The organism is Nocardia seriolae NBRC 15557, from assembly GCF_007990715.1.
Taxonomy (GTDB): Bacteria; Actinomycetota; Actinomycetes; order Mycobacteriales; family Mycobacteriaceae; genus Nocardia; species Nocardia seriolae.
Window position 1 is genome coordinate 1 of sequence record NZ_BJWY01000111.1, and the last position, 25,890, is coordinate 25,890.

General features: G+C 67.6%; 29 protein-coding genes. 16 read left to right on the top strand and 13 right to left on the bottom strand.

The window, feature by feature from the left end; genetic code table 11:
* Positions 1-45 precede the first annotated feature (45 nt).
* The 3 genes from NS2_RS27255 to NS2_RS27265 all read right to left on the bottom strand — a co-directional run bounded on the left by NS2_RS27255 (position 46) and on the right by NS2_RS27265 (position 2,965).
* Positions 46-450, bottom strand: coding sequence for a hypothetical protein (locus tag NS2_RS27255; RefSeq protein WP_147207327.1), 405 nt, complete (start codon positions 448-450; stop codon positions 46-48).
* Between the two features lie 135 nt (positions 451-585).
* Positions 586-2,199 (bottom strand): MAC/perforin domain-containing protein, encoded by a 1,614-nt coding sequence (locus NS2_RS27260; protein ID WP_147207328.1) that lies wholly within the window; start codon positions 2,197-2,199, stop codon positions 586-588.
* 154 nt (positions 2,200-2,353) lie between these two features.
* The gene (locus tag NS2_RS27265) at positions 2,354-2,965 is read right to left on the bottom strand and encodes a TetR/AcrR family transcriptional regulator (protein WP_033090231.1); all 612 of its coding nucleotides are present in this window, start codon (positions 2,963-2,965) and stop codon (positions 2,354-2,356) included.
* 108 nt (positions 2,966-3,073) lie between these two features.
* Here NS2_RS27265 and NS2_RS27270 point away from each other — a divergent pair, with 108 nt between their 5' ends.
* From NS2_RS27270 to NS2_RS27290, 5 genes are all read left to right on the top strand, one after another.
* Complete coding sequence (locus NS2_RS27270; protein WP_033090232.1) at positions 3,074-3,559, top strand: nitroreductase family deazaflavin-dependent oxidoreductase; 486 nt, start codon at positions 3,074-3,076, stop codon at positions 3,557-3,559.
* 278 nt (positions 3,560-3,837) lie between these two features.
* Entirely contained in the window at positions 3,838-4,758 is a 921-nt protein-coding gene (locus NS2_RS27275; protein ID WP_261772317.1) for a cutinase family protein, read from the top strand.
* A gap of 117 nt (positions 4,759-4,875) precedes the next feature.
* A complete protein-coding gene (locus NS2_RS36335) occupies positions 4,876-5,619 on the top strand; it encodes a hypothetical protein (protein ID WP_177327167.1) in 744 nt (247 codons plus the stop codon).
* A 137-nt stretch (positions 5,620-5,756) separates the two neighbouring features.
* Positions 5,757-6,056, top strand: coding sequence for a hypothetical protein (locus NS2_RS27285; RefSeq protein WP_033090233.1), 300 nt, complete (start codon positions 5,757-5,759; stop codon positions 6,054-6,056).
* 109 nt (positions 6,057-6,165) lie between these two features.
* Complete coding sequence (locus NS2_RS27290; RefSeq protein ID WP_052086881.1) at positions 6,166-6,762, top strand: hypothetical protein; 597 nt, start codon at positions 6,166-6,168, stop codon at positions 6,760-6,762.
* Between the two features lie 111 nt (positions 6,763-6,873).
* Here NS2_RS27290 and NS2_RS27295 read toward each other — a convergent pair whose 3' ends face one another.
* The 4 genes from NS2_RS27295 to NS2_RS27310 form a co-directional block, all read right to left on the bottom strand.
* Positions 6,874-8,340, bottom strand: a complete 1,467-nt coding sequence (locus NS2_RS27295) for a glyceraldehyde-3-phosphate dehydrogenase (RefSeq protein WP_036548249.1) — start codon at positions 8,338-8,340, stop codon at positions 6,874-6,876.
* 152 nt (positions 8,341-8,492) lie between these two features.
* Positions 8,493-8,744, bottom strand: a complete 252-nt coding sequence (locus tag NS2_RS27300) for a hypothetical protein (RefSeq protein WP_033090234.1) — start codon at positions 8,742-8,744, stop codon at positions 8,493-8,495.
* Between the two features lie 237 nt (positions 8,745-8,981).
* Positions 8,982-10,181, bottom strand: coding sequence for a lipid-transfer protein (locus tag NS2_RS27305; protein WP_036548233.1), 1,200 nt, complete (start codon positions 10,179-10,181; stop codon positions 8,982-8,984).
* A complete protein-coding gene (locus NS2_RS27310; protein ID WP_370737318.1) occupies positions 10,174-10,620 on the bottom strand; it encodes a Zn-ribbon domain-containing OB-fold protein in 447 nt (148 codons plus the stop codon). The genes NS2_RS27305 and NS2_RS27310 overlap by 8 nt, the downstream gene beginning before the upstream one ends.
* A gap of 84 nt (positions 10,621-10,704) precedes the next feature.
* Here NS2_RS27310 and NS2_RS27315 point away from each other — a divergent pair, with 84 nt between their 5' ends.
* Positions 10,705-11,514, top strand: a complete 810-nt coding sequence (locus NS2_RS27315) for a translation factor GTPase family protein (RefSeq protein ID WP_228102696.1) — start codon at positions 10,705-10,707, stop codon at positions 11,512-11,514.
* Here NS2_RS27315 and NS2_RS38545 read toward each other — a convergent pair.
* Complete coding sequence (locus NS2_RS38545; protein WP_370737317.1) at positions 11,508-12,221, bottom strand: winged helix-turn-helix domain-containing protein; 714 nt, start codon at positions 12,219-12,221, stop codon at positions 11,508-11,510. The genes NS2_RS27315 and NS2_RS38545 overlap by 7 nt on opposite strands.
* A gap of 206 nt (positions 12,222-12,427) precedes the next feature.
* Here NS2_RS38545 and NS2_RS27325 point away from each other — a divergent pair, with 206 nt between their 5' ends.
* Positions 12,428-12,688, top strand: a complete 261-nt coding sequence (locus tag NS2_RS27325) for a twin-arginine translocation signal domain-containing protein (RefSeq protein WP_033090238.1) — start codon at positions 12,428-12,430, stop codon at positions 12,686-12,688.
* Positions 12,689-12,790: 102 nt separating this feature from the next.
* On the opposite strand, the gene NS2_RS27330 is transcribed toward NS2_RS27325, so the two are convergent.
* From NS2_RS27330 to lpqS, 4 genes are all read right to left on the bottom strand, one after another.
* Positions 12,791-13,921: a lipase family protein gene (locus NS2_RS27330; protein ID WP_052086882.1), complete on the bottom strand. Its 1,131-nt coding sequence runs from the start codon at positions 13,919-13,921 to the stop codon at positions 12,791-12,793.
* Positions 13,922-14,231: 310 nt separating this feature from the next.
* Positions 14,232-15,725, bottom strand: coding sequence for an MFS transporter (locus NS2_RS27335; protein WP_155239313.1), 1,494 nt, complete (start codon positions 15,723-15,725; stop codon positions 14,232-14,234).
* A complete protein-coding gene (locus tag NS2_RS27340; protein ID WP_033090240.1) occupies positions 15,674-16,786 on the bottom strand; it encodes a PLP-dependent cysteine synthase family protein in 1,113 nt (370 codons plus the stop codon). Before NS2_RS27340 ends, NS2_RS27335 begins: the two co-directional genes overlap by 52 nt.
* A 106-nt stretch (positions 16,787-16,892) precedes the next feature.
* Positions 16,893-17,264: a putative copper homeostasis (lipo)protein LpqS gene (gene lpqS / locus NS2_RS27345; RefSeq protein ID WP_033090241.1), complete on the bottom strand. Its 372-nt coding sequence runs from the start codon at positions 17,262-17,264 to the stop codon at positions 16,893-16,895.
* Between the two features lie 218 nt (positions 17,265-17,482).
* Between lpqS and NS2_RS36340 the strand changes: the two genes are divergently transcribed.
* On the top strand, positions 17,483-17,773 hold the full coding sequence (locus tag NS2_RS36340) for a hypothetical protein (protein WP_033090242.1): 291 nt from the start codon (positions 17,483-17,485) through the stop codon (positions 17,771-17,773).
* A 316-nt stretch (positions 17,774-18,089) separates the two neighbouring features.
* Here the strand turns inward: NS2_RS36340 and NS2_RS27355 are convergent, their stop codons facing one another.
* Positions 18,090-18,713: a maleylpyruvate isomerase family mycothiol-dependent enzyme gene (locus NS2_RS27355; RefSeq protein ID WP_373867329.1), complete on the bottom strand. Its 624-nt coding sequence runs from the start codon at positions 18,711-18,713 to the stop codon at positions 18,090-18,092.
* Between the two features lie 138 nt (positions 18,714-18,851).
* Here NS2_RS27355 and NS2_RS27360 point away from each other — a divergent pair, with 138 nt between their 5' ends.
* The 8 genes from NS2_RS27360 to NS2_RS38550 form a co-directional block, all read left to right on the top strand.
* Positions 18,852-19,376, top strand: coding sequence for a hypothetical protein (locus tag NS2_RS27360; protein WP_106852449.1), 525 nt, complete (start codon positions 18,852-18,854; stop codon positions 19,374-19,376).
* A gap of 53 nt (positions 19,377-19,429) precedes the next feature.
* Positions 19,430-19,822: a hypothetical protein gene (locus NS2_RS27365; RefSeq protein ID WP_033090245.1), complete on the top strand. Its 393-nt coding sequence runs from the start codon at positions 19,430-19,432 to the stop codon at positions 19,820-19,822.
* Between the two features lies 1 nt (position 19,823).
* Complete coding sequence (locus tag NS2_RS27370; protein WP_033090246.1) at positions 19,824-20,543, top strand: TetR/AcrR family transcriptional regulator; 720 nt, start codon at positions 19,824-19,826, stop codon at positions 20,541-20,543.
* A 33-nt stretch (positions 20,544-20,576) separates the two neighbouring features.
* Complete coding sequence (locus NS2_RS27375) at positions 20,577-21,419, top strand: alkylmercury lyase family protein (RefSeq protein WP_033090247.1); 843 nt, start codon at positions 20,577-20,579, stop codon at positions 21,417-21,419.
* A 99-nt stretch (positions 21,420-21,518) separates the two neighbouring features.
* Positions 21,519-22,613, top strand: a complete 1,095-nt coding sequence (locus tag NS2_RS27380) for a hypothetical protein (protein ID WP_183121223.1) — start codon at positions 21,519-21,521, stop codon at positions 22,611-22,613.
* Positions 22,614-22,820: 207 nt separating this feature from the next.
* Positions 22,821-24,638 (top strand): hypothetical protein, encoded by a 1,818-nt coding sequence (locus NS2_RS27385; RefSeq protein ID WP_033090249.1) that lies wholly within the window; start codon positions 22,821-22,823, stop codon positions 24,636-24,638.
* Positions 24,639-24,707: 69 nt separating this feature from the next.
* Positions 24,708-25,745 (top strand): RsbRD N-terminal domain-containing protein, encoded by a 1,038-nt coding sequence (locus NS2_RS37915; RefSeq protein WP_486348212.1) that lies wholly within the window; start codon positions 24,708-24,710, stop codon positions 25,743-25,745.
* Positions 25,739-25,890 (top strand): helix-turn-helix domain-containing protein (locus NS2_RS38550; protein ID WP_186817614.1); only part of this gene is annotated, 152 nt, incomplete at its 3' end. The genes NS2_RS37915 and NS2_RS38550, both read left to right, overlap by 7 nt.

The following is a 25,890-nucleotide window of genomic DNA, read 5'->3' on the forward strand; positions in this document are numbered from 1 at the left end:
AGTACTAGATCAGTACGTTTGGCCAGACGAATGAGTTCGCGGGCATTAGCTGCTGGTCCACACGGTTCCAGCGCGATCCTCGGGTGACACCCAATCCTTACCGAAGAACCAGACGAGCCCGTCGCCTGCTGCGGCGAGCTCCAGCGCGACTATCTCACCGAGCACCGCCCCCATGGATGTGGAATCCGCAGCCGACATCTCGATATTGATCACGTGCCGCACGGCGGCGAGATGGCCACGTATCAGGCCTGGCCCAGGTCCGGCGGAGGCCGCATCGGCATGAATCCGAAGGTTGGCCAACACTGATTCCGCGGCAGCCTCGGCCAGTTCCTCTTCGTCGTAAAGAGTTTCGGCCCAGGTCCACAAGTCAGCGATTTCGATCCGCCGACGGATCTCATCGCCATCCAGCAGGATCGGCTCGCGGCAGTACACACTGATCCACTCGGCCATCAGCGCACCCTAGATCGCCGCGCAATCGGCTGCACCCGGTGAACGGTCATCGGCATGATGGCACGCCGGTTTGCGTTGAGCGTGCACCGGTCGTGGTGGGGACGACCGGTGCGTTCGGGTGGGGTTATCGGGGGGTTAGTGCTTCTTCGCGGGTTTGGGGTCTGGCTGGGCCTTTGCCGGGGGGAGTAGGGAGCCGTAGCTGTGGGTGCCTGCTCGTTTTTGGGCGGTGCGGCCGTAGGTGAGGGCCAGGGCGGAGGGGTTCATGTTGAAGAGGTAGGGCTCTTGCATCCAGTTGCTCGGGGAGTAGACGGCCTGGAGCATTTCTATGGCGTGGCCGGGGGCTGTGCCCTGCTTGCCGACTACGACGTAGCAGGCCGAGCCGCCGGTATCGGTGTAGCCGCGGAATTTCTTCCACTGCTCCAGGTTCGCGCCGACGCTCAATAGCCAGCGCTGGAATTCGGGGGATGGGTAGTTCTGGAGGTCGATGCCGAAACCGGTGACGGCGGCGACGTAGTTGCGCTGGGTGACGGCGTCGATATCGGCCATCATGGCCTTGTAGATGTCGGGGTTGGGTTTGAGGGTGTGGCCGCCGAGATAGGTTTGGTAGTAGGTGTGGACCATGAACGGCGCGTAGGTGTTCTGGTCGTAGAGGGCCAGTTGGTAGCCGCCTACCGGGGCGGCCTGGCCGGGCTTGATGACGTGCGGCGGGGGCGGTTCGACCGGCGGCGAGGAGATCGCCACATTGCCGTTGGTGATGATGCCGAAGTTGGTGGAGACATTGCCGGGGCCGGGGGCGGTGCCGGGGGTGTAGGCGGTGTCGGCCATGACCAGGATCGCGCCGTTCACGTAGGCGTCCAGCGCATTCGACACCGCGGTGGCCTGCGAACCGGAGAACACGATGCTCAGCGGGCGCAGGATGAAACGCATGATGCCCGGGTACGCCATGATCGAATCGGTCCACTGGCTGAACATCATGTTGTGGTTGTCGCCGTAGGACGGGTTGAGGTGGTCCATCGCGAACCGCGGATCGCCGCCGGCGGTGACGACCCGCCCCAGCCGGCTGTTGGACCAGTTCTTGCCGAGTTGCTCCCACTGCGTGTGGGATTCGGCCTTGCTGGAGGTGAACACGGCCTTGTACTCGAGCTGGATATTGGCATTGATCTGGGACTGGTTCATCGAGTAGCTGGTCTGCACCGCCTCGTAGTAGTCGAGGCTGCCGCCGACCACGACATGGGTGACCAGATGTGTTCCCCACTTGCGGAACACGGCGAAGAATTGTTCTTGATTCTCCGGCGTATAGGTCGAGGGCAGATTCTTCACATCGGGATCGTCGCGGAACTCGGGAGTCAGCCACGACTGCGAGGCATTTTGCACGGCGAGTTCCCATGCGGTGTACTCGGCCTCGAAACCGCCGTAATAGTATGACTGGTCGGTATTTACGGTCTTGTTGTATGCGAGATCGAACTGGCCGCTGAAGCCGCCGTAGGATGCCTTGACCCCCGCATTTTGCGAGAAATGCGATTGGAACTGCTCAACCGTGTTGTATACGTAGGACGTTCCCGTGGTGTGCGTCCACTCGACCGGCCGGGCGTTCTCGGGCACTTCATAGGTGCTCCCGGTCGGCTTGAATTCCCAGGTCGAACTCACCGGACCAAGATTGATTACCTGCCAGGTGAGCGACTTCGCATCGTAGGTGCCCAGAATATTGAATCCGCGCCCGATAGCAGAGGCGCCGGGTATCAACGACATGGTGTGATCCTTCCGTTGTCGTCCCCACGGCAATGGTAGGGTTTACACAGTCGAAACACGTTGAACTCCAAAGGAATTAAGAAACATACCTTTGGTCGCACAATTCAGCTCCGACGCACGTCAGAAAGGGTGCGCGGGGCTTCAGTGTGCGGTTTTATCCAATGCCCGAGCAACCCGTCCCCAGTGCCGGAGCAACCCATCTCGAGAGATAGCCGCGCAACTCCGCGCCCCGCCGCGGCGGTCGCCCCGGATCGATGACGAACGATTGCACGATCCGCAACATGTGCTCGACGAGTTCATCCAGATCGGCATCGGAGATTCCGGCCGCCGCCCAATCCACCGAGAAGCGTTCCAGGAGTGAACGCCCGAAAGACCGTGCGGTATCGGAAGTTACGCCCGCCGAGAAGGCGCTGGCCCGCCCGGGGCCCAGTAACAGCCCGAGATATTTCTCCTCCGGCAGTCGTTCGAGCGTATAGGCGATGCCCTCCACCACCGCGGTGGCCGGATCCCGGATATCACCGAGCCGTCGCGCCAGCACATTCAGGAAATGTTCCGTCTGCGCAATGGCCGTCGCCGTCAGAAGCGCTTCGGCACCGGAAAAGTAGCGGTACACCGTCTGCCGTGTGACACCGAGATCGCGGGCCACCTCGGCAATGCTGAACTCCTCACCGGAGCGGTCGATGGCCCTCCAGGCGGCGGCCACGATGCGCCGCACGGCCTCCGCGTCATCGGCGGGCGCCGCCCCGGACCATCCATGCGTGCGCACCGGAGGGCCATCCCTTCACGCGCGATCAGTCGTGCCGAGGCTACCGTCCGGTCTTGACCATACACATGGCCATCACTGTATGGTCGAGTCGCGCGAAAGGAACAACGCATGACCACCATCCCGCCCCGGCCCGCCCAGCTCGATTCGCCGGTCCTGCCCAAGGTCTTCAAATACGTTGGCAGAGCCCAGGTCTGGATCTACCGCCGCACCGGCGGCCGGATCGGCGGCAAGTGGCGCATCGGAGCCGGCTTCCGCAAACCCGTCCCGACCCTGCTGCTCGAGCACCGCGGCCGCAAGACCGGGACCGTCTACACGGTCCCGCTGCTCTACCTCGTCGACGGCCCCGACACCGTGGTGGTCGCCTCCCAGGGCGGCCTGCCCAAACACCCGCAGTGGTACCGCAACCTCGTCGCCGCCCCCGACACCCACATCCAGATCGGCCCCCGCCGGTTCCCGGTCCACGCCGTGATCGCCGACCCCGCGCAGCGCGCCCGCCTCTGGCCCCTGCTCGTCGCGGCCTACGCCGACTTCGCCACCTATCAAGCCTGGACCGAGCGCGAAATCCCGGTCGTGATCCTGCGCCCGGCGCAATAGCATTCGCGCCGGCGGCGGAGTCGGGCATCACGTCGAAGAACCTTCGGCCGGTTCATGAATCCGGTTTGTCCGGGTCTCGGCGTTTCCTTCTCGAGTCACCGCCAGACCAATCAGTTCCTTTGATATGTTCGCCTCGACGTGCCGACCCCGAATCGGGCAAACACACCGTTATCCACCCGATGGCATCGCGAAGGGCGCGCACGCCGAATGAAACCTGCGGTGTGGCGAAGTCGACCGAACGATCCGAACAAGGGGTGTGGACCTTGTCCTTTCGAACAGTGCGATCCAGCAAACTGACGGGTGGCGCGCTCGCGGCCGTCGTGGCCGCGGCCGGAATCCTCACGGCCACCGGCGCTCCCCGCGCCGAGGCCGCGCCCGCCGACTGCCCCGGGCTCAATGTCATCGCCGTCCCCGGCACCTGGGAGACCTCCAAGGACGACCCCAAACAGGGCATGCTGTCCCAGTTCACCCGCGGCCTGCCCGGCGGCGTGCGCACCGACTACGTGGCCTACCCGGCCACCGCCTTCCCCTGGGACGGCGAGGTCTACGGCCGCTCCAAGCACGATGCCGTCAATGCCGCCCGCGGCCTGATCTCCACCATGGCCGCCCGCTGCGGCGCAACGCGTTTCGCCCTCATCGGCTACAGCCAGGGCGCCGACGCCGCGGGCGATCTGGCCTCGGAGATCGGCACCGGGCTGGGCGTCATCCCGCCCGACCGGGTGGCCGCCGTCGGCCTGCTCTCCGACCCCCGCCGCTCCCCCACCGACGCCATCGTCGGCCCCCAGGTCCCCGGCACCGGCGCCGGCGGTGCCCGCGCGGGCGGCTTCGGCTGGCTCAGCCCCAAGGTCCGCACCTTCTGCGCCGCGGGCGATCTCTACTGCTCGGTCCCCAACGACGACCTCGCCGGGCGCTCCGCCGGACTGCTCACCCAATTGACCGCAGAGGACCCGCTGCAGATCCCCAGCTACTTCCTGACCTTCCAATCCATCCTCGGCGAAGCGCTGTGGCCCGGCTGGGCATCCATCCTCGCGGCCCCCGCCGACGACCCGGCCTCCGAGCAATGGCTGCGCCAGATCCAGCAGTTCCTGGCCTCCGGCGTGCACCAGTCCTACCCCCGCTACGTGGTCGACGCCAACGGCACCACCGCCACCGTCTGGCTGCGCAACTGGCTCACCGACACCGCCAACGAACACCCCTGACACACAACGGAATCCACTGAGACCGAACCGACGATGAGTTTCTCGTTGGTTCGTCATTAGTGGCGGCGCGCATCCTCGGTGCACTCGATCGGCACCAGATACGAAGGATTCGCCCCGATGATCGCCACCCACGCCCGCACCGCCGTCCGGGCCGCACTCGCTGCGGCCGTCGTCGGTACCGCCAGTTTCGGATTCCTCGGCAGCCTGGGAGTCGCCAATGCCGGCGGCGACTACGGGCCCGACACCTGTTTGGAAGGTTACGTGTGGCGGGAGGCCAATGCGGCCGACCATGTCTGCGTCAGCCCGGGCACCCGCGATCAGGCACGGGCCGACAATGCGGCGGCCGCGTCGCGCAAGGCCGGGGGCGGGGCCTACGGACCCAACACCTGCGTGAACGGGTTCGTCTGGCGCGAGGCTTACGACGGGGACGTGGTGTGCGTGACCACCGGGGTGCGCCAGCAGGCCAAGGACGACAATGCGGCCGCGGCCGCGCGCAAGGCCTCGCTGAACATCTGGCTGACCACCTTCACCGCGGGCAACAAGTGCACCGGCGACGTCTGCACCGCCGTGTCCGACGCGGGCAGCCAGTTCAAGATCAATGGCGACCACTTCAACAACGGCACCGTCACGCTGATCGTCAACCGCAACAACGGAACCCGGCTGGCCAGCTACACGGTCAACGCGAGCCAGCACAATGGCTACGCGGGCGCCTCCTTCGGCTACGAGACCAACATGTGGGATCCGAACTCCGGCTTCCACGCCGCCTGCACCGGCGGCAACGACGCCTACATCCAGGCCTACGACCCCAACTCGCAGCGCTGGTCGGCCCGGCTGCCGTTCAAGCACGACTGCAAGTCGTAGTCGGCGCCGCAGGTCGGAATCGGCACCGTACGCGGCCGCGCTTCGAGGGCGTTTGTCCCTTAGCGCGGCCGTTTTCGGTGATTAGCGTCGGATCGGTCAGCTAGTTCGTGGCGCAGTACGTGATCCGAGGAGTCGCAATGACCGAAACCGCAGTGGCCGTGGAGTCCCGACCCCAGCCGATGACAGCGGGCTTCGCCCCGAAGGAGCGCCAGGCCCTCAACCCGAATCAGCAGGTGGCCTTCGCCATGATCAATATCGTCACCTTCCTGGTCGGCCTGGCAGTCCTGGCCGTGCTCGACCCCCGCGACCAGCGTTTCCTGCTCACCGCCCTGGCGGTCGCCGCGGTCCTGGCGGTGGTGAATCTGATGAAGTGGCGGATCAAGGCGAACGCCGCCGACCACCTGCGCTACCCGGCGGGCAAGCTGGCCGACCAGTAGCCGACGTAAATTTCAGGAACGAGTTCATTTCAAAACACTCCGACCGGTCTCCGTCTCGGGGTACTTTCCTGCCCGTGTCCGTCACCGGACCGGAAGGAATCGAAAGACAGTGATCATTGCAGTAATCGGAGTCGTCCTGCTGGTCGCGGGACTCGTCCTGCGCACCCGGCTGCCCAAGAACAGCGGCACCTTCATCGCCATCGCCGGTGTCCTGATCCTGGCGCTCGGACTGCTGACCAGCATCACCCACGGCAGCAGCGGCTCCACGGCCGCGAAGACCCCGGAGCTGGCCGTCGGCAACTGCGTCACCGCCAAGGACTACCGCGCCGCCCAGATCGGCAAGATCCCGCCGGCCTCCTGTGACGACCACGCCGCCGTCTACGAGCTGGCCGCCTCGGTCGCCAATGGCGCCACCTGCCCGGACGGCAAGCTGCGCGATGCGGGCTATTTCGTGCTCACCGACGGCAAGCATTCGCTGTGCTTCGCCCCCAATGTCAAGGTGGGCGACTGCTATTCGATGCAGGCCGACGTCAACCAGATCACCCCGGTCGACTGCGCGGCCAAGGGCGGACCGGGCATCACGGTCCAGATCGGCGGCCGCTTCGACGGCTCCACCGACACCAGCCAGTGCCCGATTCCCGCGGGCGCCACGGTTACCCCGCAGCCCGCGCGCGTGGTGTGCTGGCAGCCGGTGACGCCCAGCTGAACGGAACGGGCCCGGGCGCATCTGCTGCCCGGGCCCGATTCGCTTGCGCTGCCCCGTATTCGCTCGAGTTACCTCTGATTCACCCGAGCTACCTCGGATTCGCCGCGTGACCTATCCGGCCGCGACCGCAGCCAGCACGTCCTCACCCAGTTGCGGGTAGGTCGGGTACTCGATGCCCGAGATGTACTGCACGGTCCGCACCACCTGGCACGAGTAGCCGAATTCGTTGTCGTACCACAGGTACAGGATCGCGGTGTCGCCGTCGACGATGGTGGCATTGGCATCCACGATCGAGGCCGCCCGCGACCCGATGAAGTCGCTCGACACCACATCGGTGGCCGAGGTGAAATCGAGATTGCGGCTCAACGGCCCCGACAGCGACATCTGCCGCAGGTACTCGAGCACCTCGGTCTTGGTGGTATCGCGCTCGAGCTGGAGGTTCAGGATCGCCACCGAAACATCCGGCGTGGGAACGCGAATCGAGCTGCCGGTGATCTTGGCCGCGAAGTCCGGCATGGCCTTCTTCACCGCGGACTGCGCGCCGGTCTCGGTGAGCACCAGGTTGAACGGCGCGGACCGGCCGCGGCGATCGGACTTGTGGTAGTTGTCCAGCAGGTTCTGGTCGTTGGTGAAAGAGTGCACGGTCTCCACGTGCCCGCGCACGATCCCGAACTCGTCCTCCATCACCTTGAGCGGCGGCACGATCGCGTTCGTGGTGCAGGAGGCGCACGAGTAGATCCGCTGCGACAGATCCAGCTCCCGATGATTGACGCCGTGCACGATATTCGGCACGTCGCCCTTACCGGGCGCGGTCAGCACGACCTTGTCGATGCCCGGGCGCAGGTGGTTCTCGAGGCCCTCGCGGTCGCGCCACTTGCCGGTGTTGTCGATCAGGATGGCGTCGTTGATGCCGTACTCGGTGTAGTCGATGGCCGCGGGCGAGTCGCTGTAGATGAACTTGATCACGTTGCCGTTGGCGATGATCGTGGAGTTCTCGGCGTCGACCTTGATGGTGCCGTTGAACTTGCCGTGCACCGAGTCCCGCCGCAGCAGCGAGGCCCGCTTGACCAGGTCCTCCTCGCCGCCCTTGCGCACCACGACCGCGCGCAGGTTGAGTCCGTTGCCCGAGCCGACCTTCTCGATGAGCAGCCGCGCCACCAGCCGGCCGATCCGCCCGAAGCCGTAGAGCACCACATCGCGCGGCCCCTGCGCGGCGGCCTTGTTCTCGTCGGTGATGCCGGCCAGCACGTCGGCGGTGAACTCCGGCACCGACAGCCCGCGCTCGTCGGCGCGGTAGGCCATCACCAGGCGACCCAGATCGATCTTGCTCGGCCCCAGGTCCAGCGAGTTCAGTACCTCGAGGAACGGCAGGGTCTCATCGATCGACAGTTCCTCCCCCTCGATCTGCCGCGCGAACCGATGCGTCCGCAGAATGCTGATCACCGACTTGTTCACCAGCGACCGGCTGTGCAGCAGAATCGTCACCCCCTTATCACGATACAGCTGCCCAATAATGGGAATCATCGCCTCCGCCGCAGCCTCGTGAGCGTTCCAGCGGTCAAGATGGTCGGTAGTCAACACAAGTCCTCGGGGTTTCCTCGATGCGTACGAGCACCGATGCTATCCAGCCCCGCGATATCACAATCCCCGGCCACCCGCATGTGAGACTCAGGTCTCGGCGAGATGCGCGCGCGGTGAGGGGATGCCGCGCGCGCATCCCGGCCGACGCGCTAGCGCGCGGACAGACTGCTGAGGATCTCGCCGAGCGCCCCACCGGCGTAACCGCTACCGAACGCACCGCCCAGCACGAGCGCCGCGCTGCCCACGTCCACGGATCCGGTGCCCACGGCATTGCCGAGGTCCGCGGCGGAACCCGGGGAGATATCGACGTCCGACAGGGTGAGCGCGTCCGCCGATGCCGTTCCGCCTCCGGCGCCGAGCAGTGCCAAGGCCGCGACACCCACAAGAATGGTTCGTTTCATAAAGCTGTCCTCTTATCCAAGTGGCGAAGCGGGTGCAGTCGTCCCCCGCTCCGCGCGCCCGAGCATATGAAACATTAGATATTCAGATGAGCGTTTTGGACCGTTTGGTTTCTCCACCTCCCCCGTTTCCCCAACGCCCCGAACGCATTACCCCGATCAGCGAATACTCTGCGAACCCGCCCCCGACAGCAGAAAACCCGGACCGGGGTCCGGGTTCTCGGAATGCGGTCGGCGATCTCAGCGGGTGGCGATGATTGCCGAACCGTGGCCGAACAGACCCTGGTTCACCGCGATGCCCGCGCGGGTGTTCTCGACCTGGCGGCCGGTGGCCTGGCCGCGGAGCTGCCAGGTCAGTTCGCAGATCTGGGCGATGGCCTGGGCTGGGATGGCCTCGCCGAAGCAGGCGAGGCCGCCGCGCGGGTTGACCGGGACCCGGCCGCCCAAAGTTGTTGCGCCGCTGCGCAACAGCTCTTCCGCGCCGCCGGTCTCACACAGGCCGATGTCCTCGTACCAATCCAGTTCGAGCGCGGTGGACAGGTCGTAGACCTCGGCGAAGGAGAGGTCGTCGGGGCCGAGGCCCGCTTCCTCGTAGGCGGCGTGGGCGATGGCGGAGCGGAAGGTGCGCGGGGGCGGTTCGACGGCCAGCGCGGAGTCGGTCGCGAAATCGGGGAGGTCGAGAACGGTTTTCGGGAAGGTCGGGGTGACCGTGGAGAGCGCCTTGATGCGGACCGGATCGGAGATGCCGTGGCGGCGGGCGTATTCCATGGAGGTCAGCACGAGGGCCGCGCCGCCGTCGCTGGTGGCGCAGATGTCGAGCAGGCGCAGCGGGTCGGAGACGATGGCGGAGGCGGCGATCTCCTCGGCCGAAACCTCCTTGCGGTAGCGCGCATTCGGGTTGTTCAGGCCGTGCCTGGCGTTCTTCACCTTGACCGCGGCGAAGTCGTCGAGAGTGGCCCCGTGCAGGGCCATGCGGCGGCGGGCGTAGAGCGCGAAATAGATCGGGTTGGTCGCGCCGAGCAGATGGAACCGCAGCCAGTCCGGGTCGTCGCGGCGCTCGCCGCCGACCGGCTGGAAGAAGCCCTTGGGCGTGGTGTCCGCGCCGATCACCAGCGCCACATCGGTGAGCCCGGCCAGGATCTGGGCGCGTGCGTTGGCGATGGCCTGCGCGCCGGAGGCGCACGCGGCGTAGCTGCTCGAGATCCGCGCGCCCGACCAGCCCAGCGCCTGCGCGAAGGTCGCGCCCGCCACGAACCCGGGGTATCCGTTGCGGATGGTGTCCGCGCCGGCGATGTAGCCGACATCGAGGTGGTTCACCCCGGCATCGGCCAGAGCCGCACGCGCCGCGACCAGTCCGTATTCGATGAAGTTGCGCCCCCACTTGCCCCACGGGTGCATGCCCGCGCCGAGGACGGCGATATCGCGCTCGTTGTCAGCCATTGACCGGCCTCCACATCCACACCGTGTGCTCCGCCTCGTCGTCCTCGTACAGCGTGCCCACGGCCAGCTCGACCGGCATGCCCACGGCCAGGTCGTCGACGGTGTACCCGCGCACCACCTGCCCGAGGATCACCATCTGCTCGACCTCGAGTTCCACCGCCGCAACGACATACGGCTCGAACGGATCGGCCGAGACATAGGGTGCGGGCGGCTTGTACCTGGCGTCGGCGTACGACCAGATCCGGCCACGCGTGGAAAACAGATATTCGACCAGTTCGGACCCGTCCCCGGTCCCCTCGCACCGCGGATTCCGGCAGGCCAGCGTGTTCTTCGGGAAATACGGTGTCCCGCAATCCTTACACCGGCTGCCCTGCAGCCGCGCCACTCCGTCATCCGCAGTGAACCAATCGGCCACGGCGGGGCGTTGTTCTTTCTGCACAGCCCCGACGGTATAGGAACACGTTCTATTTTGGGGCCGAATTCCGCTCCGCGGACGCACGCCCGGGAGTACGGTCGAACCGGATTGAGGACGCCACCCCTCCCCCGCGCCGACCTGGAGTACCACACCGCGATGGGCAGCAAAGCCATTGACCCGCAGTCGATCCGCAACGTCACCCTGATCGGCGCGCCCGACGACACCGCCCGGGTGGCACACCGTCTGCTCCGCCGCTTCGGCAACCCGGTCCGAGCCGCCATCGGCTGGCCGACCGACGGCGTCGAACACACCGTCCGCATCACCGAGCTGTCGACCGACACCCCGATAGCGAATCTGGAGCGCTCGATCCGGGTGGCCGACGGCCTCATCGCGGTGGTGAACGCCACCGCGACACCGGCGCCCCGTCTCCGGACCATGCTGCGGGTCGCCGACGACCACCAGGTCGCACGCCTGTGCCTGGCAATCGAACTCGGCCACCCGGCCGCCAGCTTCGACCGCTGCATCCGCATGATCACCGACACCCGCGGCGCGGTCCCCCTGCCCCTGCAACTCCCCCTCGGCACCGCCCCGTTCGCGGAACTCGCCGACCTGCTCTCCATGCGGCCACTGAAACCGCCCGCCGCCGAACGCCATTGGGCACTCGCCGAACAGGCGCACCGCACGCTGGTGCGCACCGTGCTCGACCCCGCGCCCGCGAATTCGGCCGCCCTCCCCGAAATCCCCCTCGGCCGGCTGCATCACCGCATCCGCGTCCTGACCCGCCTCGGCGAGGTCGTGCCCGTGCTGTGCGACACCGCCGCCAGGAGTGCGGATCTCGCCGCGGTCCTGGACACCATCGTCCGCTATCTGCCGTCGCCCCTGGATGTCTGCCAACCCGAACACGCCCTCGACTACTGACGATCGCGGACCCGATTCGCCGGTTTGAGAACGTATCCCGCGCCGCGGACGGTGTGGATCATCGGCTCGCGCCCGAGATCGATCTTCTTGCGCAGGTAGGACACATACAGTTCGACGATATTGGAGCGGCCTCCGAAGTCGTAGCCCCACACCCGGTCCAAGATCCGGGCCTTGCTCAGCACGCGCTCGGGATTGCGCATGAGCAACCGCAGCAGCTCGAATTCGGTGGCGGCCAGCGGAACCGGTTGCCCGGCGCGGGTGACCTCGTGGCTGTCCTCGTCCAGTACGAGATCGCCGACGATGATCCGAGCCCCGTTGTCCCCGGAAGCCCGCTCCGGGTTTCGGCCGGGCGCTACCGTGGCCACTACGTACTCCGTGATCATCGGGCACCGCGGGGACGGCGCCATGATCGCCACGTCCACCAGGACCCCGCCGACACCGCGGACCAGCCCGGCCAATTCCTGCTTCAGGGCCGGAGTCGCGGTATTGGCTTCGGCCCACAGGGTGCCGGGACGCAGGGCGGGCAGGGCGGCCCGCACCGCCTCCAGTGCCCGCGCGCCGGTGGTGAGACTGAAGACCAGTTCCGCGTCGCGCACCGCATGGGCATCGTCATCCCTTTGCGAAACCCACTGCGGTGCCGCGATATTCGGATCGAAACCGCGGACATCCACCCGGCGCCTACGGGCTGCCGCACAATCGCGCCGCATGCCGCCTCCTTCGAACTCCAGGGCGTACACGTCAGGCCGCGGTTCCGCGGTCGTGGACCGCGCCGGATTATTCACAGCGGGCACATAGGAATCGGGGCGAGGCTCTCATATCGAATTCACGGCTTCGAACCGCTCACCCGGCCGAGCGCCGTCGATAGAGTTCCGCGCACGCCGGCTCGGGATCGGCGGGTACGAAGGGATTCATCATGCCTGGCAGCGGTTTTCGGCACTCGAACGATTCGGGAGGGGATCGCCGGACAGTTTCGCGGCGACGATTTCTCGCGGGTACCGGGGCCGCCCTGGGCGCGCTCGCACTGAGTCCGGCGGCCTGGCTGACCAAGGCCACGGCGGCGGCGATCGGCGACGGCGACACCGTCCCGATCCTGACCATCGGCAGCGGCTACGGCGGGGCGGTGGCGGCCCTGCGGCTCACCCAGGCCGGGAAGAAGGTGGCGGATCCCTGGTGAACGGCGGAATCGCCATCGCCCCCAAGCAATCCTGTTTTCAGACCGTGCTGCCCTCGGTCGACGCGACCGCGATGTACGCCACCTACTAGGGTATTCAGTTCTTCAGCAGCTGGTCGGCGCCGGGTCACCGCGGAAGCGCGATTCCACGTAGTTCCAGGCGTCGCCGAATCCGGCGACCGCCGTGGTCATGTGCTCGGCGACCTCGTAGGGCCGGAAGACCAGCGGCACACCGGCTTTGCAGTACCGATCGGCAACCTGGGCGACCGGGTCGAAGAAGGTGAGAGTGTCGTAGCGACCCTGCCAGAAGTAGGTCGGGGCCTGCGGCGTATCCGGCAGGTTGACCAGGCTGTTCTCCTTCAGCACCGTGCGGGCCGCGGGGTTGTCCATCAGGCTCTTGGACGCGGCCATCTGCTCGGCGCTGCGGAACGCGCCGTGGAACAGCAGGAACCGGCGGCAGGCGTCGTGGGTGAATTCGCGGAACCACAGGCCGTTCTCATTGAGCTGGTCCGGGATCGGCAGCCGGTCGGGGTATTCCCGCTCCAGGCCCATGGCCGCCGCGAAGGCCAGCCCGAACCCCGGATGCGGCTCGAAGCCCAGCGACAGCGCCATCTGCTCGAGGTCGGCGGGAATGCCACCGGCGACCACCGCGTCCAGCTTCAGATCCGGTGCGTAGGTGGGCTGCAGCGCCGCGGCCCAGGCGGTCGCCATGCCGCCGCCGGAGTAACCGGCAAGCGCGACAGGCGAATTCGACAGCCCGAGCTCGGTCGCCTGGCGGACGGCCTTCACGCTGTCGCGGGTGACCATGCCGCTGAGCTTGGCCGCGCCGTAGGCGACATTCGGCCCGAGATAATCCGGCATGGAGATCGCCCAGCCGCGCCCGATCGGCAGCATCGCGCCCGGGCCGTCATGCAGCTCGCCATTGAACAGCGACCGGGACGGATTGCATTGGGAGCCCAGTGAATTGATCAGCGCCTGATACGAGACCAGCGGCGGATTCCTCACCCCGGCGGGCAGCAGCACCGTGGTGACGCCGAGAATCGGCTGCCCCGCGGAGTTGGTGCTGCGGAAGGCGACCTGCCGCCCCTCGGTACCGACGTAGAACCCGGTGTCGATCTTCCGGGTGCGCACCACATCGCCCGGCGCCAGGGCCGCCAGGTTCTCCGGTACGTGGTAGAAGGGATCGGGATCCGCTGTGGGAAACAGCGGTTGCGCCGACACCGGCGTGGCGAGCATTCCCGCCGACACGATGCTCAACGCCAAGACCACAGCCTTAGCCGCGACTCTGAACAACACTCTTCCTTAGGTCCTCGGCCGTTCCCCGCGACGCCAATTTTGCTGGATGATCACGCACTTGATTGCCAACAGGTTGCCAATCGGCTGCCAACCTAGCAGACCCAACCAATCGCTCGCTTGCTCAGTTGATCATGTGTTACCGCACCGATACCGATCCGGCGATTCCGGACAGGCCGGTGCCGCCGGGCGAAGGGCCAGGAGCCCGGCGGCATCTGCGAGATCATACGGATTCGACTGTCCCGGAGCGTGATCAGTACCGTCCCGACGGCGTTCGCCGGCACCCGGGGGCGGGCTCCGAGATGCGAGGGATCGGGATGGTCTGCTCGTCGGGGTCCACGAACGGGATGCGGAATCGATCGGTGATCTCCGAGGCAGGGATCAGGCTCGAGCCCGCCAATACCCTTTCGTCCGTGGGCATCCGGTGCCGACCGGCCGCCGGCAGAAGTTCCCGTTCGACCTTCACTTCGGGCACGGACTGCGGAGTGGACCGGTCGAGCCGATGCAGTCCGTACGCCGCTACCGCGCCGATGACCGTCAGCCCGAGCCAGACCGCCCAGCCGATTCCCGCCGCCCGCGCCGCGCCGACGACCGCGCCGGTGGCCAGATTGCCGATCAGGATGCCCACCCCGACCACAGTGTTGTAGAACCCGTAATGTGTTGCTACCAAACAGTTTCCGGACAGCGAGACCACGGTGTCCATCTCGAACGGGAACACCGCCGCCGTGCCGACGGCCAGCAGCGCGGCCGCCGTCAGCAGCGCGGTGATCGCCGCGGCGGCCCCGAAGGGCCGCGTCTCCGGGACGATCGCCGGCGGCAGGAACGACGCCGCCAGCAGGCTCATGCCCACCACCAGGCTGAGCCCGGTCCCCCAGCGCGAGCGGAACCAGGCCGTGATGCGCAGCTGCCCGGCCACCGCCACCACGCCGGAGATGACGAACAGCGCCGAGGTGACCGTCTGCGCGCGGTCGCCCGCGATGTGGTCGGCTTGCAGCGGCAGCGCCAGATACACCTGGAACGACAGCACATACGAGCCGACCATGGCCAGCGCGAACACCACGAACCGCCGATTGGAGACCACGGTGCGCCAATCGTCGAGCACCGAGGTCGGCTCGGCGGCGGTGGCGGCACGCCGCGACGGCAGCGCGAACAGCTGTGCCACGGTGAGCACCGCGAAGACCACTGCCGCCGCACCCGCCGTCACCCGGAAATCCAAGGCCAGCAAGGCCAATCCCACCAGTGGCCCCGCCAGGATGCCCGCCTGGTAGAAGACGTTGAAGACGGCGAACGCCTCTACCCGCCGCTCCCCCGCATCGGCCGCGAGGTAGGCCCGCACCGCCGGATTGAACAGTGCACCGGCGAAACCCGTCGCCGCCGAGGCGATCAAAACCCCGGGCAGGGAGTCGACCGCCACCAGCATTCCGAAACCCGCTGTGCGCAGCAGACATCCGGCCACGATCAGCGGCTTGTACCCGAGCCGGTCGGCGAGCGTGCCACCGACCAGGAACATGCCCTGCTGGGAGAAGTTGCGCACGCCGAGCACCAGTCCGACCGCCCACGCCGCCAGACTCAAAGTGCCGGAAAGATATCCGGCCAGATACGGCATCAGCATGTAGAAGCCGAGATTGATGCCGAACTGGTTGATCATCAGCAGCCGGGCCGCCGGATCGAAGCCACGGAACTTGGCGAACACCGTCACGACGGCTGCCCCGGCCGCGGCCCGCGCGGGTCGGCCACCCGCTCGCATCGGGTCCACGAGCGCACCACCCGCGCGGCCGGATGCGCGATGGTCTCGGGCTCGATCGGCGGGTCGGCGTCAAGCAAGCCGTGCTCCTCGCAGTAGGCATCGTTGTAGACGGTGTCGAAATAGCGGTGCGGCCCATCGGGGAAGACCGCCGCGATCCGGGTCGCCGCGCCGTGCACGCGGGTCGCCCAGCCCGCCACCAGCGCGACCGCGCCCACGCTCCAGCCGCCGCTGGCGTGGTAGGTCGCGGCCAGCGCCCGGCAGGCCCACACCGATTCCACCGCTGCCACCCAATGGATTTCGTCGAACGCGGCATAGTCGACATTGCGGGGGTAGATGCTCGACCCGAGACCGCGCATCAAGCGCGGCCCGGCGGGCTGGCCGAAGATGGTGGAGGCCACGGTATCCACGCCGATCAGCTTCAGATCCGGGTTGAACCGGCGCAGCACCCGCGCCACCCCGGCCGAATGGCCCCCGGTGCCGACCGCGCGCACCAGCACGTCGACGCTACCGAGCTGCTCGACCAGTTCGAGCGCCAGCGATTCGTAGCCGTCGACATTGTCCGGATTGCTGTACTGGTCCGGGCACCACGCGTCCGGTTCGGCCGCCAGCAATTCGGCCACCCGGTCGCGCCGCGCCTGCTGCCAGCCGCCGGCCGGATGCGGCTGCGCGACCAGATCCACCCGCGCCCCGTAGGCCGCGAGCATGCGCGCCACGATGGGCTCCAAGCCGGGGTCGGTCACCACCGTCACCGGGTGCCGGTAGACGAGACCGGCCAGCGCCAGCCCCAAACCTAGAGTGCCACTGCTCGATTCGACGATCCGAGCGCCGGGCGCAAGCTCGCCGCGCTGCCTCGCCCGGTGCACCATGTGCAGCGCGGGCCGGTCCTTCATGCCGCCCGGATTGAAGCCCTCCAGCTTCGCCCAGAAGCCCTTCCCGGTCGGGGCCAGCGGTTCCCCGACCCACAGCACCGGGGTGTTCCCGACCAATCCGTGCAGGTGCCGCGCCGCTTCCGGCGCGGAAGTCATTGCCGCGGCGAGCTTGTCGACCACAACCTTGTCCATGACTGTCGCTTTCTGTATCGAGACCGCCGCACCCGGCGGCGGCTGTGACGTGCGCGGGCAGCGGACACCGGCCGGCGGGGCCACCCGTCGGCCTGTCGCTGACCGATCAGCGCCTGGCGATACAGATGCGCGTCAACAGCTCTCGGCCGCCGACGACGGGAACGAAGTCCGGGGGCGGTCCGCGAACGCCCGCCGACGCGGCCCGGGACAAGGGCGTGAGGACCAGAATCAGCGCCGCGATGAGGAACAGCAGCGGAAGCGCCGGGAGGCCACCGGCGGGCGGGGCGGCCGACAGCACGCAGTGAACGGCATGGGGCGCACAGAGATTCGCATGCCCGTCGGCGACGACCCGAGCCGAGCCGGGAACCGGGTCGATCACAGTGGCGGCCGCGGCGGGGGCCGAATGCCCGTGCCGCTCACCCCCGAACAGTCCGCAGTCCGCCATCGGCACGAGCAGCAACACCACCGTCAGCCGCATCAGCGCCGCGCGGTGACCGGCCCCTACCCACGTCCCACACCATCCTAGCGCGAATCAGCCTGTCCAGGAACATTTTTCACTCGATCGCCGCAGGCTCACAAGTCGTGATCGACATCACCTCGCCACAATCTACTATCTACGTACGTAGATCGTTGGATTTGTGTGAGCGATTCCACGATCCCTCAGCAAACCCTAGTACCGAGAGGACATCCGAGCCCATGAACAACGATTCCACCCTGCGCCGCCGGATAACCGCGCGAGTTGCCGCCGCATCGCTCACCATCGGGGCGGTCACGCTGCTCACGGTTCCCGCCGCCGCCGCTCCCCCCATCGGCCCCACCCACGCCACGAACCACAACGGCGGCGGCCACGCCGACCCCCGAGGCGGCGGCGACCGCGGCTACGGACACGGCCGCGGCGGCCACAATCAGCTCCACGACGACAACGCCACCGTCAAAGGCCACGGCGGCGGCGACGGCTACATCCCACCCCACCCGCACACCCACTAGCACAGCCCGTCCCGCCATGCCGCGAATCCTCTGCCGACGTCGAATCCCGTACCGCTCCCAGCGTGCTCGACGGCCCCTCCCACCAGCCCTGCTCGTCCGGCCGCTGGAACGCCTCGCGCACACATCCGCGCGCGAGGCGCTCGAGGCGCGGCCACCTCGGCGGCCGAATTGACAACGGCGGCAATGCCGATCTACGAGGCGTGGACTGCGATCGCCGATAGCCCGCTGCTCTCCGAGCTCTACCGGTACCCGCATACGGCGACCGAGCCCGATCCCACCCTCGAGATCCCCTGGGACCGCGCCTCCGACAGCTCGATCACATCCGGCCGTGGCGGTCGCGCAGCAGGTCGACACCGGGTCCGGTGAGGTCGGCGAGAGCGGATGCGCGACCGGCGATCGCCATGATGACCGCCTCCGCGGTACCGGTCACCAGTGGACCGCGGCCGTGTTCCCACGGCACATCCGTTGCGAGGAAACGGAGTCCGCGCATGGTGCGGCCGGGGCGCAGGAACGGGTCGGGATGACGCAGCACCGCCAGCAGCCGCCGGGCCGGGATCTGTCTCGGGAGCCCCAGCGGGCGGCGCAGGTCCTGGTGATGAATCATGTTGTCGGCCAACGCGATCAGTGGCGCGGAACGGGTGAAGAAGCCGAGATCCACGGTGGATTCGAAACGCGTCAGCAGCTCGCCGACTCCCAGTGCGTGGCCACGCCGGATGTACAACGCGTTCAACCGGTCCGGTGATCCACCGGCGCGCAGGATCTCCGCGGCGTACCCCAGCGGTGGTGTCGCATCGTAGAGCAGGTGGGCGACCACGTCGCGGACTCGCCAACCGGCACAGAGTGATTCAGCCTCCCACTGCTGGGGTGTGAGCGTGCGCAGCAGGTCGGCCAGCTCGCGGCGCTCCTGCGCCACCATCGTGCGCGCCTCGGCGTTCCCGATCCTCATGGTGTTCCCCGTTCTTGCCCGCAATGGGAGGTGGGTCGGTCTTGACGGCATACAACCAAACGTGACCACTGATCACTAAGCGATCAATGATTACCTGGGAGCCGCCGCATGGCATCGCCGCTCGAAACGACAGTGACAGAGAGGCTCGACCCCTGGGCCGCCGAGCTCGGCGCCGACCGCACCGCCTACACCAATCACGTCCTGCGCGTGCTGTCGTTCTGCGACGCACTGGCCGGACATCGGCCGGGTGACCCCGCTGGGCCGAGCTCGCACGAGGAGTTCCTGACCGCCGCCGTCTTCCACGACCTGGGCGTCTGGACCGCACACACCTTCGACTATCTGCCGCCGTCGATCGAGCTCGCCCGGCAGTGGCTCGCCGACAACGGCCACGCGGATCTGATCCCGCTGGTCACCTCGATGATCGACGACCACCACAAGCTCCGCCGCGCGAACGGCCCGCGGGAGGTCGAACTGTTCCGCCGGGCCGACGCCGTCGACGTCTTCGCCGGACTGCGGCGATTCGGAATGACCCGCGAGGACTATCGCGCGGTGGCGCACCGGTACCCGGACGCGGGTTTCCACCGCCGTCTCGCCGAACTCGGCGTCGGCCGAATTCGCAGCCATCCCCTGTCGCCCTTGCCAATGGTCAAGTGGTGACAGACCGCGAGCCGCATCGGTTGCGCGAAACCCCCTACCGGACAGGAGAATCCATGAAGAGCACGATCGGCACGGTGGCGATGGCGGTCGGTGTCACGCGTATCGCACTCGGGCTGGGCTACATGTTCGCCCCCGGAACGCTGGGCCGCGCATCGTTCGGTCCGGGCGTCGACAGCCCGCAACTCCGCGTCACCAACAAGATGCTGGGATCACGGGAGCTCCTGGTCGGTGCGGCGACTCTCACCGCGGCCCAGAGCAATTCGCCTGCGCTCGGGACCGTTCTGCTCGGCGCCGCCGCGGCCGACGCCTGGGACGGATACTCCGCGCTGTCCACGAAGGGCGCCTCGGTGTACGCCAAATCGGCGATCGGCGCGGTCGCGCTGACCGCATCCGCGATCGAGGCGTTCGTCGGCGCGTGCGCCACCCGAACCCACCGAGCGGCCTGACGTGGCCGATGCGAGCCGAGACGCCCCCGCGTCGCCGACCAGACGGGCCGAACGGCGGGTCGAGACCATTGCCGAGATCAAAGAGCAAGCACGCCGCCAGCTTTCGACGGAAGGCACGGGCGGACTGTCGCTGCGCGGCATCGCGCGCGCCATGCGCATGTCGCCCGCCGCGTTGTTCCGCTATTTCGACAGCCAGTCGGCGCTGATCACCGCGCTGTGCGTCGACTCCTACGACTCGCTGACCGAGGCCATGGCAGCCGCGCAGGAGCGCGCCGGGTCGCATCCGGCCCTGCGGTGGCAGGCCGGGTGTGAGGGGGCGCGGAGTTGGGCCCTGGCGCATCCCGCCGAATTCGCCCTGATCAACGGCACCCCCTTTCCCGGCTATCAGGCCCGGTCCGCGGAGACCGGCCCCGCCGCCGGGCGGCTGATGACCGTCGTCGCGACCCCCTACCTGAATGCCGTCGCGGCGGGCGCGGCCGATCCGGACGCCACCCTGGTCCCGCCACTGTCCCCGGGACCGCAGCTCGGCGGCGACACCGGTACCGGCACGCCGGTGCCCGGAATCCTGATCAACGCGTGGGCTTCGATTCTCGGTTTCATCGCCGGGGAGACCTTCGGCAGCCTCGCCCTGCTGATCTCCGACCCGGACGCGCTTTTCGCCAGCCATGTGCGAACGGTCATGCGCGGCATGGGTTTCCGCGAGGACTCGCCAACCCCATAGCACCCCCGATCCGATCGAGGAAGGAATCTCGTGATGGCCGCACTCGGTGCACGATCCCGCGACATCCGACAACGCATCATGGACCAGGTCCGGCGCAGCGGGACCGCGCCGACGATCGCCGAACTCCGCGCGCAGTTCCAGCTCTCCGACGAGGAACTGTCCGCCGACCTGCGGGACCTCGAGGGCGCGATCTGTGTGGCGCGCCAGGACGCGGAGCACGCCGACAGCCCGGTCTTCCAGGACGAGCCGCTGGCCGATCCGCAGCCCGCGCTGGGCGAGATCGTCTACGCGCGCCCGTTCGCCACCTTCCCCAATCACTACCGGATCAGCGTCGACGGGCAACAGCGCTGGTTCGCCGAATGCGCGGTCGAGGCGTGCGCGATATCCGGGCAGTTCCCGGGATCGGAAGTGGTCGTCGAGTCGGTGTGCCGACAGACGAAAGTGCCTGTCCGCCTTGTCGGTAGGGACGGAATCCTGCTCGACTTCGCCCCGAAGACGCTGCGCGTGCACCTCGGCTACCCGCTGCGCGAGATGCCGTACCGGGTCGTCGGCTGGTGCGATTACAACAGCTTCTTCGCCTCCGAGGACGCCGCCGACCAATGGCGAAGCGAGCACCCGGACGTCCACGGCATCACCCGCTCCCCCGAACAGATGTCCAGGCTCATCGCCGAAATCCTGGCACCCGGCCGCCTGGATCACCACTACCAGCCCGACCTGCCGCTACGCGCCCTGACCCGCGCCCCCGCCCGCTTCGGGTTGACCCGCGCCTCCCGGTTCAGCGTCCAGGTTCTCGACCCGTTCTGGCTTCCCACACGCCGGATGCTGATCGACTGGCGACGCCGTGGACTCGGCAACTTCCTCCGGCTCCACCTGTAGCGCACGAATCGGGGCTCGACGATTGCCCAAACGGCGGCGGGCAATATCGGCGATTTGCGAATGGATTGCCTGATCCCGACACTGGAAGGCTTCGGCCTCATGAACAGTGTGGTTCGGTCGGCGCTGCGCCGACGCGGCTCGATCGCGATGCTGACCTCGGCATTGCTGACCGGAGCAATGACTCACCCGGGTATGGCCGCAGCCGCCCTGGCGGTACTCGACTGGATGGGACTCGAGCGCGTGGTCCGCGACCAGTACGAGATCATGCTGCACGAGGTGCCCGACCAGGCGCAGCGGCAGCGCCGATTCGTCTGCACCGGAATCTCTCTGGGCGGGCTCGTGACCGGATTCTTCGCCGATTGGGATTTCGACGGGCGGCCCGGCGCGGACCAGTGCGCCGCCTTCGCCGCCCAGGACTCGATGATCACTTCCGATCCGGTCGCGATCCAGAACATCCCGGTCCTGCATGATCTCACCAATGCCATTGTCTCCCCGACGGATACCGTGGTGCAGGCCGGATTCCACGCGGGCATCATGCCGCGCATCTTCGGCCCGGTGCCGGTACTGGGCACCAGGACGTTCATGCTGCTGCGCCTGGCCGGACTCGCCGCGCACCTGGATCCCGACGGCGAGAGCCGGTTGCTCGCGCACCTCCCGCACGATCTGAAAATGGATACGGCGCTGAACTATCTGTTCGCGCCGAGCTGGAGCGCGTTCGCCACCAATGGCGGCGACGGCACCGGAACCATCCGCGACTACCGCTTCACCAATGCCGCCCTGCTGGGCGTGCTCATCGACAACAACTCCACGAACTTCACCCTGTTCCAGCAGGGCGTGGGCGCGCTGAGCGGCGGCCCGGTGCAGGAGAAGACCTTCCCCAATCCCGGATCCCTCACGCAGCTACCGCTTTTCGGTAGTTTCCTGAAGTTCACCGCCGGTACGCAGCAACGTGTCGCGCCGACCGACCGCACCGCGCTCTATACCTGGCGCAACTTCGACGACACGCGGGCGTCCCGTACACCACGCCCGGGCACGAGGTCGCCGACATCCACGACGCCGCAAGGCAACTCGCCATGGGATCGCCATATGCGTACTGGGAGAACTACTTTCCGCTGCGCGTGGTCGTCGACATCGGCGCAGGCTACGGCGGCGCGCGCAGCGGCGAAATGGCCGGGCTGCGCTATCACGGCATGAGCCGCACCAAACCCAACTACGTCGCCTGGGCCGGTGACAGTGGCGTGCAGGCCACCGCGGGGACCTTCTTCCCGCCCCCGCCGCCGCGACGGTGGTGTCGCTGCCCGGCTACAACCACGTCGACACCATCGCAGCCGCCGCCGTGCAGAACGACGGAACCCCCGACTACAGCGGCGAGATTCTCGCCCGATTCATCCGGACGCTCGGATGAACCGCCCGCTCACCGCCCTGACCTGCGGCACCGCGACGGCGCTCGTCCTCACCGCGCTCCCGCTCGCGGCGCACGCCGACCCGGCGCGCCTCGGCGTCCCCGACCGCGAGATCGTCACCCCGATCACCGGCGATCCGGGCCTGGGCGATGACGTCGAGGCGAGCTACGTGCGACTGCACTATCCGAGCCCGCATTCGACGATGGCGCACCCGGAGAGCTGCGACTGGATCGGCTACGTGCGCTACCACTCCAAGCGAGGCCCGGCCGATACCGCGGACACCGACGCGGTGCTCACGGTGCAGCCCGGAACCTATTCCGGCGCGGCGAATTTGAACATCCAGGGCCCGCAGGTGGTGCGCAAGGCGGCCGAAAAGGGCAAGCACGTCGAGTACGTCGCCTTGCAGCGTCGATCCAACTGCGCCGAGGACCGGACCGGGTGGGAGGCGGCCCACCGCGCCGACGACTATCACGTCGCGGCCGACTACTACTTCCACGGGAAGGAGATCGACGGGCACACGTATCACTATCAGACCCCGCAGGACCTCGCCTACCTGGGCGAATACGGGCTCACCCTGACTCTGGACGACTGGCGCGCGGTCATCGAGCACCTGCTGCCCGATCCCGCCCGGCGCACCAAGAGCTTCTGCGGCGGACACTCGCTCGGCGCCTTCCTGACCGGGCCGATGATGGGGTGGAACTTCGCCGGTGATCCGAACGCGGCCGACTACGCCGGGTTCAATCTGTGCGGCGGCGGCCTCATCCCCGAAGACGGATTCGCCATGACCGATCCCATCGGCCTGTCGGGGACCGGAGTGATCGATCAGGTGATGTCGGCGGCGGGCGGAGTGCTGAAGAAGGGCGTGAACCTGCTGATGACCAACGGGCTGGGGGTCGCCCAGCTGCCGGTGATCGCGGCCTCGGAGGTGATGAACACCTACTACCTCGCCGCCATGGCCGCCGACCAGCGCCCGGACGCCGAGAGCGATATCAAGAGCATCGTGCCGCGCGAGCTGCGCACCGAACCCTGGATGCGGCTGTTCTACGGCAAGGACTACCTGGATCTGTTCACCGGCGCGAATGTGCCCGACGACTTCCGGGTCACCAACACCGCGCATCTGGGCATGTTCTTCGATCAGAACTCGGCAGAATACGTGCTGCAGGCCGGGATGGGGTTCTACGACTGCCCGGTCGAGGGCAAGACCTATCCCCTGCCCAATGGCCTGGCCTCGGTCCCGATCCTCGGGCCGACGCTGTTCGTCGTTCCGCTGCGGGTCGGCTACGGGCAGAACTACACGCCCGCGAACCACCAACAGCTGTGTGGCTGGCGCAACTACGACGGGGTCGCGCCGTCGAGCATCGACGGGCCGATCCTCGGGCGTGGTCCGGCCACCGACCAGGATCACGAGGTGACCGACATCCGGCAATTCGCGCACGCGATGAACCCCGGCTGGCAGCCCACCGGATACTTCGAGGAGTACACGCCGCTGCGGCTGATCACCGACACGGTCTTCGCCATGGGCATCGGTCGCGACGGCGACCTGGCCAAGATGACCTACCGGTCGGGCGGCATCCTGAACTTCCTGTTGCACGGGGATCGCTGGCAGAGCACCCCCGCCGGTAGACGCAATCTGACGTTGTTCTCGGGCGACTCGCCGGTGCAGAACGCCGGTCTGGGCGGATTGGTGCCCTACAACGCGAAGTTCATCCCGGGCTACCGCCACTACGACGTGGTGACCGCCGCCGAGAAGCAGAACAGCGGCATGCCCGAACTCGCCAGCTCCGACATCGCGAATTTCATGATCCAGGGAACCTGAGCGGACTGCCGACGTAAACACTGGTCACTCAGGTGATCAGTGTTTACGTCCGCCGGATCGATGCCACCAATGGGACTCCTGACCGCGGTCACCGTGCGATCGTCACGTCCCTCGCAGATCGGAGGGAGTGCCCATGCATCCGAATCGTTCGGCTCACCCGCCGGGCCCCTCGCCCCGGAGAGCACCCTGGTGGACATCCTGCGCCGACACGCCAGCCACTTGATACGCGAATTCACCGCGGACACAATGTCTTTCAACGAACTGCCGCAATCCATCCTGGACGCCGACTTCGTGTCCAGCGCCCAGCGCAACATCACACTGTTCTTCGACTACCTCGCCGACGGCGTCGAACCGACACCGGAGGCGACCCGCCCTCTGATCGACCGCGCCACCGAACTGATCCACGACGGCATGTCAGTCGCCGAGGCGCTGCGGAACTACCGCGAGGGCGCGCGATTCCTGTGGAGCCACCTCACGCCCCTGCTCGAACGCCACGGACCGCACCTGCTGTCCGAATTCGGCTCCCGCCTGGCCGGCTACCTGGGGCTGATCACCGCCCGCATCGCCGAGGCGCTGGTGGCCGACGCCCGTCGGCCCCGCTGGGAGCCACTCGAGCACCAGCACGAGATCGCCGACGCCCTGCTCAGCGGCCGGGCCCCGAGCGACGACCCCGAAATCCCGCTCGCCGCAGCATATCTGGTAACCGTCATCCGCCTGGGCGACGCGGCCCCCGGCACCCTCACCGCCGTCCGCAGAACCCTCGCCGCGGAACCGGGCACCCTGCTGCACCGCGACGCCAGCGGCTGGACCGCCCTACTCCCCCTCACCACCGATCCCCTGCCCCCTCCCCTCCGCCGCCTGACCACCGGCGCGACCATCCACGACCCGACAAACCAAGGGCCACAGCCACATCCGAAACTATGGCTGGGCACCGCCGCCGCCCCCGCCCACGACGCCATCCCGGCCGCCCACCGCGAAGCCCGCATCGTCGCCGACACCGACCGCTGCCTCCACCTCCCGAAATCGTCTGCCGCAGTGAGGACATCCCCCTCGAATACGCCCTCGCCGCCGCCGGCCCTGCCCGCCGGACCCTCGCCGCGGTGCTGACCCCACTCGCCGACCACCCGCTCCTGACCGAAACCCTCGAAGCACTGATCAGCCACCAGCTCAACACAAGCGCGGTCGCCCGCACCCTTCACGTCCACCGCAACACCGTGAACTACCGACTCGCCAGAATCGCCGACCTAATACT

Excerpts from the sequence above, each read along its gene's own strand:
- NS2_RS36340 (WP_033090242.1), top strand. The coding sequence starts at position 17,483 with ATGAACAACGATTCCACCCTGCGCCGCCGGATAACCGCGCGAGTTGCC.
- NS2_RS27330 (WP_052086882.1), bottom strand. The coding sequence starts at position 13,921 with ATGCTCGCCACGCCGGTGTCGGCGCAACCGCTGTTTCCCACAGCGGAT.
- NS2_RS27285 (WP_033090233.1), top strand. The coding sequence starts at position 5,757 with ATGACCGAAACCGCAGTGGCCGTGGAGTCCCGACCCCAGCCGATGACA.
- NS2_RS38545 (WP_370737317.1), bottom strand. The coding sequence starts at position 12,221 with ATGCGGCGCGATTGTGCGGCAGCCCGTAGGCGCCGGGTGGATGTCCGC.
- NS2_RS27385 (WP_033090249.1), top strand. The coding sequence starts at position 22,821 with ATGAACCGCCCGCTCACCGCCCTGACCTGCGGCACCGCGACGGCGCTC.
- NS2_RS36335 (WP_177327167.1), top strand. The coding sequence starts at position 4,876 with ATGATCGCCACCCACGCCCGCACCGCCGTCCGGGCCGCACTCGCTGCG.
- NS2_RS27375 (WP_033090247.1), top strand. The coding sequence starts at position 20,577 with ATGGCCGCACTCGGTGCACGATCCCGCGACATCCGACAACGCATCATG.
- NS2_RS27325 (WP_033090238.1), top strand. The coding sequence starts at position 12,428 with ATGCCTGGCAGCGGTTTTCGGCACTCGAACGATTCGGGAGGGGATCGC.
- NS2_RS27270 (WP_033090232.1), top strand. The coding sequence starts at position 3,074 with ATGACCACCATCCCGCCCCGGCCCGCCCAGCTCGATTCGCCGGTCCTG.
- NS2_RS27300 (WP_033090234.1), bottom strand. The coding sequence starts at position 8,744 with ATGAAACGAACCATTCTTGTGGGTGTCGCGGCCTTGGCACTGCTCGGC.
- NS2_RS27305 (WP_036548233.1), bottom strand. The coding sequence starts at position 10,181 with ATGGCTGACAACGAGCGCGATATCGCCGTCCTCGGCGCGGGCATGCAC.
- NS2_RS27335 (WP_155239313.1), bottom strand. The coding sequence starts at position 15,725 with ATGCGAGCGGGTGGCCGACCCGCGCGGGCCGCGGCCGGGGCAGCCGTC.
- NS2_RS37915 (WP_486348212.1), top strand. The coding sequence starts at position 24,708 with ATGGGACTCCTGACCGCGGTCACCGTGCGATCGTCACGTCCCTCGCAG.
- NS2_RS27255 (WP_147207327.1), bottom strand. The coding sequence starts at position 450 with ATGGCCGAGTGGATCAGTGTGTACTGCCGCGAGCCGATCCTGCTGGAT.
- NS2_RS27365 (WP_033090245.1), top strand. The coding sequence starts at position 19,430 with ATGAAGAGCACGATCGGCACGGTGGCGATGGCGGTCGGTGTCACGCGT.
- NS2_RS27380 (WP_183121223.1), top strand. The coding sequence starts at position 21,519 with ATGAACAGTGTGGTTCGGTCGGCGCTGCGCCGACGCGGCTCGATCGCG.
- NS2_RS27340 (WP_033090240.1), bottom strand. The coding sequence starts at position 16,786 with ATGGACAAGGTTGTGGTCGACAAGCTCGCCGCGGCAATGACTTCCGCG.
- lpqS (WP_033090241.1), bottom strand. The coding sequence starts at position 17,264 with ATGCGGCTGACGGTGGTGTTGCTGCTCGTGCCGATGGCGGACTGCGGA.
- NS2_RS27260 (WP_147207328.1), bottom strand. The coding sequence starts at position 2,199 with ATGTCGTTGATACCCGGCGCCTCTGCTATCGGGCGCGGATTCAATATT.